9 protein-coding genes are annotated in these 13,337 nt (G+C 60.1%); 3 read left to right on the top strand and 6 right to left on the bottom strand.

From position 1 onward, the window contains the following. Window positions 1-5: 5 nt before the first annotated feature. The 6 genes from phoB to ACO079_RS06575 form a co-directional block, all read right to left on the bottom strand. Window positions 6-692: a phosphate regulon transcriptional regulator PhoB gene (gene phoB, locus ACO079_RS06600; RefSeq protein ID WP_421792721.1), complete on the bottom strand. Its 687-nt coding sequence runs from the start codon at window positions 690-692 to the stop codon at window positions 6-8. 29 nt (window positions 693-721) lie between these two features. Beyond that, a complete protein-coding gene (phoU, locus tag ACO079_RS06595) occupies window positions 722-1,423 on the bottom strand; it encodes a phosphate signaling complex protein PhoU (RefSeq protein ID WP_421792719.1) in 702 nt (233 codons plus the stop codon). 23 nt (window positions 1,424-1,446) lie between these two features. Next, complete coding sequence (gene pstB / locus ACO079_RS06590) at window positions 1,447-2,268, bottom strand: phosphate ABC transporter ATP-binding protein PstB (protein WP_421792718.1); 822 nt, start codon at window positions 2,266-2,268, stop codon at window positions 1,447-1,449. Beyond that, complete coding sequence (gene pstA / locus ACO079_RS06585; protein WP_421792717.1) at window positions 2,262-3,998, bottom strand: phosphate ABC transporter permease PstA; 1,737 nt, start codon at window positions 3,996-3,998, stop codon at window positions 2,262-2,264. Before pstA ends, pstB begins: the two co-directional genes overlap by 7 nt. Next, window positions 3,991-5,592, bottom strand: a complete 1,602-nt coding sequence (gene pstC / locus ACO079_RS06580; protein WP_421792715.1) for a phosphate ABC transporter permease subunit PstC — start codon at window positions 5,590-5,592, stop codon at window positions 3,991-3,993. The genes pstA and pstC overlap by 8 nt, the downstream gene beginning before the upstream one ends. A gap of 154 nt (window positions 5,593-5,746) precedes the next feature. After that, the gene (locus tag ACO079_RS06575) at window positions 5,747-7,141 is read right to left on the bottom strand and encodes an ATP-binding protein (protein WP_421792713.1); all 1,395 of its coding nucleotides are present in this window, start codon (window positions 7,139-7,141) and stop codon (window positions 5,747-5,749) included. A 245-nt stretch (window positions 7,142-7,386) separates the two neighbouring features. On the opposite strand from ACO079_RS06575, the gene ACO079_RS06570 reads away from it, so the two are divergent. The 3 genes from ACO079_RS06570 to ACO079_RS06560 are packed head-to-tail and all read left to right on the top strand — an operon-like array spanning window position 7,387 to window position 13,305. Further along, window positions 7,387-8,775 carry an efflux transporter outer membrane subunit gene (locus ACO079_RS06570; RefSeq protein ID WP_421792711.1) on the top strand — a complete coding sequence of 463 codons (1,389 nt, stop codon included), beginning with the start codon at window positions 7,387-7,389 and terminating at the stop codon, window positions 8,773-8,775. Window positions 8,776-8,784: 9 nt separating this feature from the next. Further along, window positions 8,785-10,068, top strand: coding sequence for an efflux RND transporter periplasmic adaptor subunit (locus ACO079_RS06565; protein ID WP_421792710.1), 1,284 nt, complete (start codon window positions 8,785-8,787; stop codon window positions 10,066-10,068). Window positions 10,069-10,095: 27 nt separating this feature from the next. After that, window positions 10,096-13,305 (top strand): efflux RND transporter permease subunit, encoded by a 3,210-nt coding sequence (locus ACO079_RS06560; RefSeq protein WP_421792709.1) that lies wholly within the window; start codon window positions 10,096-10,098, stop codon window positions 13,303-13,305. Window positions 13,306-13,337: the final 32 nt, after the last annotated feature.

The raw sequence follows: 13,337 nt of genomic DNA, 5'->3' as shown, positions 1-13,337 counted from the left end.
CGGGCCTACTGCGCGTCCAGCGAGTAACCTGCAGACCTGACGGTGCGGATCGGATCGCCGTCACCATGGGTGTTCAGCGCCTTGCGCAGACGTCCGATGTGAACGTCGACGGTCCGCACTTCCACATAGACATCTGACCCCCAGACCGCGTCCAGCAATTGCTCACGCGAGAAGACCCGGCCCGGGTGCTGGATGAGGTAGTCCAGCAAGCGGAATTCGGTCGGACCAAGGTGGATCTCCTGGCCATTCCGGCGCACGCGTTGGGCCACTCGGTCGATCACGATATCGCCGTGCGAGACCTTGTCTTCCGTCAGGCCGGGGCGGATGCGCCGCATCACAGCCCGGATACGCGCAAACAGCTCGGTCATGGAAAACGGCTTGACGACGTAATCATCCGCGCCGGTATCAAGTCCGCGGATGCGGTCGGCTTCTTCGCCCCTCGCGGTCAGCATGATGATCGGCACGTTGCGTGTTTCCGAACGGTTGCGGAGCCGGCGGCAGACTTCAATTCCGGACAGTTTGGGTAGCATCCAGTCGACGAGCACCAGATCCGGCGTGGATTCTTCGGCCAGCATCAGGGCTTCTTCGCCGTCTCCGGCAACGGAGACCTGGTAGCCTTCCTTCTCCAGATTGTATTGAAGCAGTGTCGAAAGCGCGTCTTCGTCTTCAACAACAAGAATATGCGGGTCCATTTCCGTCTCCCAATGCTGTTGTCAGGGCTCTATCCGGCTTCCGTTGGCTCGCGGCGCATTTCGCGCCGAAGCTCATTGCCGGTGACCAGGTAGTGGATCATTTCGGCGATATTGGTGGTGTGATCGCCAATGCGTTCAAGATTCTTTGCAACAAACAGCAAGTGCGCGCTGGCGGTAATCGTGGAGGGATCCTCGATCATGAAGGTCAGCAATTCGCGGAACAGGCTGTTATAATGTTCATCGACTTCTTCATCGGCGCGGCACACCGCAATGCTCTCTTCTGACGATCCTGCCGAGAAGGCGTCCAGCGCGCGATGAAGGTTGGTTACGACCAAGCGGCCCATCCGTTCGGCGCTGCGGGTGAGTTCCAGTGGCTGGGCCTTGTTCAGTTCATGGGTCCGGCGGGCGATGTTCTTGGCCAGATCTCCGATGCGTTCCAAGTCGCCGGCAATGCGATAGGCGGCAATCGTTGCGCGCAAGTCTGACGCCATTGGCTGGCGAAGCGCCAACATGCGGATGACGCGCTTTTCAACTGCCGTTTCAGACTCATCGACCTGCAAGTCGCCAGCGACAACGGCGTCGGCCAGTTGCGGATCGCGCCGGCTGACGGCGGTAATGCAGTCTGCGACCTGGCTTTCGCAAAGGCCGCCCATGCGCGCGATCTCGTCAGAGAGCGCGTTGAGTTCGTCCGAATAAGCGCGAACAATATGAGAGGGAAGGGAGCCGTTCATTTTATTCTTTTTCTTTCATACGATTAGCCAAACCGGCCTGTAATGTAATCCTGGGTCCGGCTGTCGCGCGGATTGGTGAAAATCTCTTCGGTTGGCCCGTACTCGACCAGATCGCCGAGATGAAAAAATGCGGTCATCTGCGAAACCCGCGCGGCCTGGGCCATGGAGTGGGTCACGATCACGATGCAGTAGTTTTCCCGCAATTCATCGATTAGTTCCTCGATCTTGGCCGTCGCAATCGGATCCAGCGCCGAGCAGGGTTCGTCCATCAGGATGATTTCCGGGCTCACCGCAATGGCGCGGGCGATCACCAGCCGCTGTTGCTGACCGCCGGACAGGCCTGTCCCCGGCTGGTCCAGCCGGTCGGCAACCTCGTCCCAAAGGCCGGCTTTGCGCAGGCTCAGCTCGACAATATCGTCGAGATCACTCTTGGCCGAGGCGAGCCCATGGATCCGCGGTCCATACGCGACATTATCATAAATCGACTTGGGAAACGGGTTGGGTTTCTGGAAGACCATGCCGACCCGCGCGCGCAAAACGACCGGGTCCACAGAGCGTGAATTGACCTCTTCTCCATCAATCCGCACAGATCCGGTGGTGCGGGCGATATCGATGGTTTCATTCATCCGGTTGATCGACCGCAGGATGGTGGACTTGCCGCAGCCGGACGGGCCGATAAAGGCCGTCACCGATTTGCCCGGAATCTCCATGGCGACATCGCGGATCGCTTGCTTTGGGCCATAGTGAACATTGACGTTCTTTAGCGAGACCTTGCTTTCGATCCCGGAGACGGCTTCGTGATAGACGGTGGGTCGGCGCTCAACAGCATCAACCATGGCTACCATCTCCGTTCGAACCGGCGCCGCAGGAATACGGCGACGGCGTTAAACACAATCATCAAGGCCAGCAGCACCAGAATCGCGGCGGCGGTCCGGGGTTCAAACGCGCGCTCGGCACCATCCGACCACAAGAAGATCTGCACCGGCATGACCGTTGCCGGCTCAACCAAGCCGTCGAGCGACAGGCTCGGCGTGTCTGCGACGAACGCCACCATGCCGATCATCAAAAGCGGCGCGGTTTCGCCGAGGGCCTGCGCCAGGCCGATAATCGATCCGGTCAGGATGCCCGGAGCGGCCAATGGCAGCACATGATGCGTTACTGTCTGCAAGCGCGAAGCGCCGACGCCGAGCGCCGCTTCGCGGATAGAGGGTGGGACCGCTTTCAGGGCTGCGCGCGACGAGATGATCACCGTCGGCAGGGTCATCAGGGCCAGCACCATGCCGCCCACCAGCGGCGCGGAACGGGGCATGCCGAACAGCGTGATGAAGATCGCCAGACCCAACAATCCAAAGACAATGGACGGGACCGCAGCGAGATTGTTGATATTGACCTCGATGAAGCCGGTCAGTCGGTTTTTGGGCGCAAATTCTTCCAGATAGACAGCGGTCGCGACCCCGATTGGAACGGCTAGGAACATCGTCACCAGCATGGTCAGGGCAGAGCCGATCATAGCGCCCAGCACGCCAGCGCGTTCCGGTTCACGTGAGTCTGCATTGGTGAAGAGATAGGTATTGAAACCGGCCTCGACCCGGCCGCGCTCCCGCAGGGTTTCAGCCCAGGCAATTTGTGCATCGGATATGCGGCGCTCGGCTTGCGGCGTCTCGAGCGTCCAGATCGCCCAGTCACGAGACGATGCCGTATCGTTCAGTGCAACGAGAACGCGACCTTCAGCAGTGCGCCCGGAATTGGTAATGCGCTGGATCTGGACGATGCCGCCATTGATACGCACCAGCTGGCTGGGCAATTCTGCGGACATGTTGACCGTTTCTGCTTCCGCAGCGGCCAGGTTGCGAAGCGCAGCGGCCTGATCGCGCGCGCTCCGGGCTTCCCGGCTCAGGCTTTCAACCGCGTCTGGCACCGCGGAGTTTGCTGCGCGAGTTTCGTAACGCCGGGCCCGGTCTTCCAGCTCGGCAATCTGGGTCTGAAGCTGTGTTCTGATGTCTGAAACGATTGGCTCGAACACAGCCTCGCCGGAGAAAATCCGGATGTTGCCCGTGGTTGCCGATGGCGTCGCTTCCAGCCCCGGAACCAACAATGTCGTATTTGTTGTCAGACCTTTGAGATAAAGGTCGGCATCGTCCGAAATGGGAAAGGTAAAATCGATTGTCTGGCCGATCTGACTGGGATCGCGAAGCACGTTGTTTAACAAGGTGGCCGAATTGAGCGGTGTGTAGAGGCCGAATAATTCGCGCAAATCGCCGCGGTTCTCGAGTTCGGGAAACTCGGCGCGCAACGCGTCCTGTATTGCGCCATTGTAGCCGCCGCGGCGTAAGGACGCTTCGCTGCGATCGCCGGCGGGATCAATGCGCGATTCCGTTAGCGTCACCGGCAAGGTCAATTCATAGGCCCGAAAAGCTGGAATCGATTGCAGGATGATCGAGCTCAGCAGCAAAACCAGGACAGTAATAGCCGCAAAGATCGCGAGCTGACCGAACAGGCGGAACCGGGCCTCGGCGCGATAGCGCTTGGCCAGGCGCGCCTTGACGGCGGTCTGGATATCGGTCGCGCTACTCATATTTTTCCCGGTATCTTTGCACCACGCGCAGCGCGATGATGTTCAGTCCCAGTGTGAAGATGAACAGGACGAGGCCCAGCGCGAATGCCGACAGGGTCTTGGCGCTGTCGAACTCCTGATCTCCCGTTAACAACATGACGATCTGCACCGTAATGGTCGTGACCGATTCGAGCGGGTTGGCCGTCAGGTTTGCCCCCTGACCGGCCGCCATGACCACGATCATCGTCTCCCCGACCGCGCGGCTGATCGCCAACAGAAATGCGCCGACAATGCCGGGCAGGGCGGCAGGAAGAATGACCTGTTTGACCGTTTCCGACTTTGTGGCCCCCATCGCATAGGCGCCATCGCGCAGGGATTGCGGCACGGCATTGATCACATCATCGGAAAGGGATGACACAAAGGGAATGATCATAACGCCCATGACCAGACCCGCCGACAGGGCCGATTGGGTCACAGCGTCTTCGAACCCCACTGCCTGGGCCGCTGCGCGGATGAACGGTCCGACCGTCAACAGGGCAAAGAAGCCATAAACCACCGTGGGAATGCCCGCGAGAATTTCCATGACCGGTTTGACGATCCGGCGCGTCCGGATGCTGGCATATTCAGACAGGTAGATGGCGGCAAACAGGCCAATCGGGCCGGCCACCAGCATGGCGATGATCGTAATCATGAAGGTGCCGGCAAAAAGCGGCACCGCACCGAAGGCACCGGATTGACCGATCTGCTCGGCGCGGATCGCGATTTGCGGACTCCATTGCGTGCCGAACAGAAACTGGTCCAGCCGCCAATTGATGGCCTCGAAAAAGCGCAAGGATTCGAACAATAGCGAACCGATGATGCCAATCGTGGTCAGGATGGCGATACCGGAACAGACCACGAGGAAACCTAGAATGGCGGTCTCGACCTGATTGCGGGCCCGGAATTCGGCTCGCACTCTGCGGCGGGCGTAGATCAGCCCGCCAAGTGCCAGTAATAACGCCGCGAGCGCACCGCCAAACCTGATGGTTCGATCCACGGGCCGGAAGGCGGCTGCGGCGGCCTCCAGCTCCGGTGTGATCTGGCTGGCCTGGCCGTTGAAGGCGAGGGCGCGCGCATCGTTGATAAACAGGCCCCGGCGTTCCGGCGGCAGGCGGCTGAAGGTGAAACCGGCCAGCTCTAACGCATCCGCACCGTTCTCGCGTGCGTCCTCAAGAACGCCAGCGGTTTGCGCCGCTCTACGATCATCCAGTGCTGCACGGGCCTGGCTCAGCGCGTCTGGACTATCAGATGTTGCGAGTGTCTGCCGCGCGTTCTGCGCAGCGGTATCTTCGCTTAACCTTGTCTCGTATTCAGCGATCAGCGGCGCGGCTTCTTGTTGCAGCCGGTTTTCGACAATGCCCTTGGTTAATCCCGGACCAAAGACGGCGAGCGCCGTCATTAGCAGCAGGGCCGGAATGCCGGTCCACAAAGCCACATAATAGCCGTGATAATTCGGCAATGAATGAAGCGGTTTTGCCGTTCCGTTCAGAAGGCTGAAAGCGCGGGTTCGCCCGAGATAGAAGGCTAGTGAGATCAGCACCAGCATCATCAACAAAAGGAGGGCATTGACCGGCATTGGGACCTTGCGCGCAAGAAAACAGGTAATGCCGGAATCTCCGGCAACGATTCCGCGTCCCTTAGCAGCCGGTTCACGGCGCGGTTATGTCAATTTCATAACAGTTTGATGACGCCGGCGGCGTGGTGTCGCCGCGTCCCGGGATTTGGAACGCTCAAGCCTCTGCAGCGGGGGCGTCAGCGAGGCTCACCGGGATGGAGACGGAAAAGACCGAACCCTCACCCGGCTGGCTTTCAACATAGAAGCCGCCGCGGTGGCGGCTAACAATATGCTTTACGATGGCCAGCCCCAGACCGGTGCCTTCCTTGGGACCACTTTTCTGTCCGTCGACGCGATAAAAACGTTCTGACAGGCGGGGCAGTTGCCGCCGCTCAATGCCCTTACCGGCATCCCGCACCCGCAGCAGGGCAAACCGTTGTCCTGTCGAGCCTGGCGGGTTTGAGATCGAAAGGCGGCCAGCGCTTTCGCCCATCGTGTTGGTCAGCCGCTCGATTTCATCGCGGCTGACATCGGCATTGATCTGACAGAGAATGCGGGTGCCCGTCGGGGAGTATTTCAACGCGTTTTCAATCAGGTTTTGCGCGATTTCGAACAATTGGTCGCGCTGGCCGATCACGGGCGCTGCGGGATCGCCTTCAAACTCGACCTGGATGCCCTTGTCATGCGCCTGCGGCGTCATGGAATCGATCGTGTCCTGGACCATGGCCGAGAAATCCGCCGTATCGCTGGGCGGGACATGCTCGTCCATCTCGACCCGGCTGAGCGAGAGCAGGTCATTGATCAGGCGGCGCATGCGCTCGGTTTGATCCTGCATGATGGTCAGAAAGCGGTCGCGGGCCTCGATGTCCTCGCGGGCATGTCCCTTGAGCGTTTCGATAAAGCCGGCGAGCGATGCGAGCGGTGTCCGCAATTCGTGGCTGGCATTGGCCAGGAAATCACCGCGCATCCGTTCGGCCCGCTTGCTGGATGTCTCATCGGCAAGAATCAGTAAGGCCCGCCAGGGAAAGGCGGGGTCTTCCTCCGCCTTCAGCGGAATGACATGGACCCGGACATGACTCTCTATTGGGGCGAAGGTCGAATATTCTACGACGCGGCCGCGCTCGCCCTGAAGAGCACTGCTGACGGCCTCCAGAACGCGTGGCTGGCGAAGAGAGGCCGAGAGCAGGCCTGACTCTGTCCCCAGGCCCAGAAACTCATGTGCGGCCGGGTTGGCACGTTCTATACGCCCGCCCGGTCCCACCAGAAGAACCGGAAAAGGAAGGTGTTCGAGGATTTGTCTCGCCGGTGAAAGCGGCCGCTCCTCCGGTTCTTGTGAGGTGTCGCCAACCGGTTCGGCGGCAGGCAGCGGCGGCTCGCCTGTGCTGATGACGAGATAATAAATGAAGGATAGCGCTGCGATCGCCATCGCTGTGGACAGCATGACCCAAAGCGTAATCACGCCGGTCATCGACAGGATGACCAAAACAACCACGGCAATCAGCGTCAGGGCAAAGGTATCCCGCCGCCGCAAGCGGCGCCGGTCCTGTTCGCTGGGCCAATCATTGCTCAAAATTCACTCGCCCTGAGCTGCATTGAGGCTCATAAGGCCCGAATTCCGCTGTCAATCAACTGCCTCGGGAAGGGATGGACCGGGCGTGGAATGCCCTTTTTCACCGTAGCAGTATACTGATATTCGTGAGGTTTTTCATGATCGTCAGTAAACATTTAGCGTTTTTCGATAAAAATTTGTTGACATTCGAAAAGCGCAGAATAGGGTGCATCCAATCCCGCCCCTGCTGGCATCAAGAGTGCAAGATGATCAAAAGAACACTCCTCCTCAGCGCAACGGCCATGGTCCTCGCGTCCTGTGCATCAACCGGTCAGGTCCTTTCTGCACAGGAAGCAGCGCCCGCTTCGCCCGTGATTTGGGCGTCTGGTGAAGGCATTGACCCAAGCGCGATAAATGACTGGGTTTCCACTTTCGGCGATCAACGGCTGGTGCAGCTGATCGACGAAGCGGTTATCGAAAATCCGAGCCTTCTGGCGGCTGAGGCGCGCATCCGCGCCGCGCGCGCAAGCGCCCGCGCCGCCAATGCGGGCCGTCTGCCGAATGTGAATGCCGATCTGGGTGTGACGCAACGCGAAACGGATGCCGGTGGCTCTACGAGCTACTCCGCTGGCCTTGGCGTTTCCTGGGAGGCCGATCTGTGGGGCCGTCTGGCCAATCGCGCCAATGCCGGCCTTCTGGAGCTCGAAGCGACTGACGCTGATTATGAGTCGGCCCGCCTTTCGATCGCTGGTCAGGTTTCGCGCGCATGGTTCCGTCTGATCGAGTCGCGGCTTCAAAGAGAGCTGGCGGAACGGGATGTGGAAACCAAGGAGCGTTCCCTGGGCCTGATCGAACGCCGGTTTGAAGCCGGCGTATCGCGCTCCTCGGATGTGCGTACCTTCCGGTCAGCTTTGGCGTCGAGCGAAGCGGTTCTGGCATCGCGTCTGCAGGCCGAAGCGGCCGCGGCGCGAACGCTTGAAATCCTTCTGGGCCGCTATCCTGCCGGACAGGTCAATCATGAAGCTGATCTGCCGGAATTCGGGGAGCTGGCCGGTATCGGTGCGCCCGCTGAATTGCTAACCCGCCGTCCGGATTTGCGCGCAGCAGAAGCGCGCCTTCAAGCAGCTGGTCTGCAAGCGGAGATCGCACGTGATGCGCTGTTGCCGGGGCTCTCGCTTTCCGGATCGCTGGGCACGGGTGGACCGGATGCCGGCGATATCTTTGATCTGGATACCTATGTGGCGACCCTGGTCGGTTCGCTGACCGCGCCGATCTTCAATGGTGGCGCGCTGCGTGCGGAGCGTGATCGCGCTGCAGCCGCGGCAGAAGCCCAGCTCCGGACCTATGCCGGGACGGTTCTGGCCGCCTGGCGGGAGGCCGAAGATGCCATTTACGCCGATCAAATTCTCGCGCTGCGAGTCGAGGCGCTGCAAGACGCTTTTGAACAGGCCGCCGCCGCTGAGGAGCTTGTGATCCGCCAATACGGGTCCGGGCTTGCAACTGTTTTTGAACTGCTAGACGCACAGGCCCGTAGAATAGCTGCAGAAGGCCAGTTCATCAGCGCCCGCCGGGAGCGGGCAACCAATCGTGTGGATATTTACCTCGCAATCGGTGGTGCATTTGACGCACCCGATCTGCGGACCCTGGAGGGATAGGAGACTGTTATGAGTAAGACCACTGGCCGCATTCTGCTGTTCCTGCCGATATTCGTTATTCTCGGTTTTATTGCGTTGATCACCGTGATGGTGATGACAGCGCCACGACCCGAACGGGTAAGCGCTGAGCCGGCGCCTGTTGCCGTGTTTGCCGCGCAGGTCGAGAACACCAATGTTCAGCTGAGCGTGTCCACGCAAGGCGAGGTTCGGCCCATCACCCAGATCAATCTGGTGCCGCAGGTTTCCGGGCGCATTGTCTATGTAAATCCGAACTTCATCGAGGGCGGGTTCTTTGATGCCGGTGAAACCCTGATCCAGATTGAAGACGCGGATTACCGGCTCGCTGTGACGCGGGCCCAGGCGCAGGTCGCGCAGGCCCAACAGGCTCTCGTTCGCGAGCAAGCAGAATCTGATCTTGCTGCCAGCGAGTGGCAAGAGCTGGGACAGGGCGAAGCGTCGTCCCTGACCTTGCGCGAACCGCAACTGGCGCAGGCCCGGGCCTCCCTGGCTGCCGCGAATGCCCAGTTGCAGGAAGCACAACTCAATCTGGCACGTACGCGCGTGTCCGCGCCATTTGCAGGACGGGTCCGGTCGCGTCTCGCTGATCTGGGTCAATTCGTTTCGCCGGGCACCCAGCTGGGTCAGGTGTTTTCAACGGATGCCGTGCAGATCCGTCTGCCCCTGACGGATAATGAGCTTTCCATGCTCAATATTCCTGTCGCATTCCAGGCAACGGAAGACAATCCGGGTCCGCGGGTCCGTGTGTCAGCGACGCTGGCTGGCCAGTATCGCGAATGGGAGGCCGAGCTGGTCCGCACCGACAGTGCGATCGATAGCCAGACGCGTGTGCTCTACGGGATCGCCGAAATCGACGACCCCTATGGTGCTGCGGCTGAAGCAGGTGGTTCGCCGCTTCCGGTGGGCCTGTTTGTTGATGCGGCAATCGAAGGCCGCGTCGTGGACGGCGCCTATGTGATGCCCCGTTCGGCGCTGCGCGGCGAGGATACCGTCTATGTGGCGGAACTGGGCGGCACGCTGAGCATCCGTAACGTAAGTGTGATCACATCCAATCCCGAACAATTGATAGTTTCCGGAGGTGTGTCAGCCGACGATATGGCGATCACCAGCCCGGTACGGGCCGCAAGCAATGGCATGCGTATCCGTACGATCGGTCCGGATGGTGAGATCATTGATGCCCGGTCCGCGGTCCTGAACTCGGACGATGACGAAGCCGATGAAGACGACGCGGAAGGTCAGGGCGAGGAAGCCCGGCTGGCAAGCTCCGCGGGTTAATCGCGGTCAAAAGGCGAGGAGACGGTCATGACAGACCCGATGAACGAAAACGAACACAATGGTATCATTGCCTGGTGGGCGGCCAATGGTGTGGCGGCCAACCTGTTGATGCTGGTCGCGATTGTTGGCGGTATCCTAGGATATCTATCGATGACCCGCGAGGTGTTCCCCACCGCCAGTTTCTCGGGCGCGACGGTTTCGATCGCCTGGCCGGGTGCTTCGCCACAAGAGATGGAAGAACAGATCGTCGTCAGGATCGAAGAGGCCGTTTCTTCGGTTGACGGGATCGAACGCATCACCTCAACGGCCCGCGAAGGCAATGCCTGGATCAATATCGAAGGTACGCGCACCGTTGATATGCGCACCTTCATCAATGAGATCGAACAGCAGGTCAATTCGGTCAACAACCTGCCGCCCTCGGCGTTCCGGCCCATCATCAGCCAATGGCGAAATGAGGATCAGGTTGTCGGCTTCGCGGTGCATGGCGATGTGCCGCGGCGGGATTTACAACGCATTGCCCGCGAGGTGCGGGACGAAGTCGCCGCCCAGGTGCCAGGCGTGTCATTGGTGAATGTCTGGGCCACGCTCGGCGAGGAAGTCGCCATTGAGGTCGACGAACGCGCACTGCGCCAGTACAATCTGTCTTTCGACGAAGTGGCACGCGCGCTGCGCAGCTCGTCTCTGAACGCCTCGGCGGGTCAGGTCCGGACCGAAATCGGTGATGTCAGCCTGACAGCCCGTCAGCTGGGTGATTCAGCTGAAGACTTCAACAATATCATTGTCCGCCAGACGTCGGACGGTGGAACCATCCGGATCAGCGATATTGCGGACGTCACGGACGGGTTCGTCGATTTCAACCTGGTTGGCACGTATAATGGCGAGCCCATGGCACTGGTGGTCGTCTTGACGAGTCCAGGCATGGATGTGGTCGATGTTTCTGACGGTGTGGAAGACTATATCGCGCGCCGCCAGGCGACCCTGCCTGAGGGCGTAACGCTGTCACTGTGGTGGGATTCTTCCGAGCTCTATGAGGGCCGGATGTCGACCATCTTCAACAGCGCGACCTTCGGTATGGCGCTGGTGCTTTTGACGCTGATCCTGTTCCTGCGTCCGATAGTGGCCTTCTGGGTGACCATCGGCATCGGCACAGCCTTCCTCGGCGCCTTCCTGATGCTGCCCATGTTCGGCGTGACGCTGAACATGCTCTCGCTATTTGCCTTCCTGATTGTGATCGGGATCGTGGTGGATGACGCCATTATTGTCGGTGAGAATATCCACAACAGGGTGGAACGAGGGGAGACCGGTCTGACGGCGGCTGTGATGGGCACGCAGATGGTAGTCAAACCGGTGGTCTTCGCCGTTATCACCACCATCCTCATGTTTGCCCCGTGGATGATGCTCTCGGGTCCGGAAGTGCAGTTTACCCGGCAGATCTCGCTGGTCGTGATTGCCGCACTGACCTTCTCGCTGATTGAATCGCTTCTGATCCTTCCAGCTCACCTGTCGCATCTGAAACCTCAAAAGATGGATGGTCCGTTTGGTGGACTGCTGAAGTTCCAGCGGGCGATTGCAGACTCGATGATCTGGTTTGCGCGCCACATATACCGGCATGTGGTCGTATTCGCGATCCAGCGCCGTTATTCCACCCTGCTTTTCTTCATCGGCCTGTTTGCCCTGGCCATCACCTTGCAGGCCACAAACCGCGTCGGAACTGTCTTCATGCCGGAGATCGAGAACGACACAATCCAGGTCAATATCCAGCTGGCCGAAGGCACGGCCTGGCAGCGTACCGAACAGGTCCGCCTGCAGCTGGAGCACGCTGAAGAAGAGGCGCTGCTTCACTATCGAGAGGAATTCCCGGGTGAGATCGATATGATCGAGAGCCGCTCAACGCTGGCCACTGACGGCCGGGTGCGCGCCTGGATTACACTTGCACAACCTGAAGAGCGTCCCGGTGGGATCTCCACACGGGATGTGGCGCAGACGATCCGTGACTATCTGGGTCCGATCCCGGATGCCGAAGAGGTACGCCTGGATACCACCATCAATGATGGCGGTGCCGGCCTCCGCTTCGCGATTTCCGGCCAGGATCTGGACGCGCTGCGCGCTGCAGCAACCGATCTGAAAGATCAGCTGCGGTCCTATGACACGCTTTATGATGTCGTCGACAATCTCCAGTCCTCGGCAGAAGAGCTGCAGTTCACGCTGCGGCCGGATGCTCAGGCCCTGGGTGTGACGTTGGCCGATGTGACACGCCAGGTGCGTCAGGCCTTCTTCGGCGAAGAGGTAATGCGTCTTCCGCGGGATGGCCAGGATGTGCGCGTCATGGTCCGCCTGCCGGAAGAAGCCCGCCGCTCGCTGGATACGCTGCAAAATCTGCGGATCCGGACGTCTGATGGCCGTGAAGTGCCGCTCTCTGCGGTGGCCGAGGTCGAGTTTGCACCGGGTCTGAACCGGATCAACCGCCGCGACCGCATGCGGACCATTACGGTCAGCGCCGAGCTGACGGATCCGACCGCGCGCGGAGAAATCGAAGACAGCATGAATGCCGGCTTCTGGGAGGAATGGGAATCCCGTCACCCGGGTGTCAGCCGCGAGGAATTCGGTCAGGCTGAAGGCCAGCGTGAATTCATGGCGGAACTGACCCGTCTGGTGATCCTGGTGCTTGGAGGCATCTACATCCTGCTGGCCGTTGCGTTCCGCTCCTATGCTCAGCCCCTGCTGATCCTGATCGCCATTCCGTTTGCCTTTGCCGGTGCGGTGTTCGGTCATATGATCTTCGGGATGCCGTTTGCTCTCTTCTCCTGGTTCGGGGTGGGTGCAGCTGCGGGCGTTGTGATTAACGACAACCTCGTCCTCGTGGACTTTGTGAACCGGTTGCGGAAAAACGGGGTCGGGGCCTTCCAGGCGCTGGTGGACTCCGGTGTGCAACGCTTCCGGCCGATCATCCTGACCTCGGTGACCACCTTCCTCGGTATTTTGCCGATGATGGCGGAGACCTCGACCCAGGCCCAGTTCCTGAAGCCGATGGTCGTGTCGCTGGGCTTTGCGATCACCTTTGCCTTGTTCCTCACCTTGCTGCTGGTACCGGCCATGTATGCCATCGGTGTGGACATCAAACGCGGTGTCAAAGGTCTGTGGACCGGCGAGAAACAGCCCGGCATTGGCTCGACCTATCACGAGACCAAGGATGGGGCGCCGGAAACCGATGTCGGCACCATCCAGCCGGCCGAATAAGCACCGGACTGGCTGGCCGAGCGGCTAAGACC

This window comes from Hyphobacterium sp. (assembly GCF_965228115.1).
GTDB lineage: Bacteria > Pseudomonadota > Alphaproteobacteria > Caulobacterales > Maricaulaceae > Hyphobacterium.
This window is presented reverse-complemented; position numbering and strand designations above follow the sequence as displayed.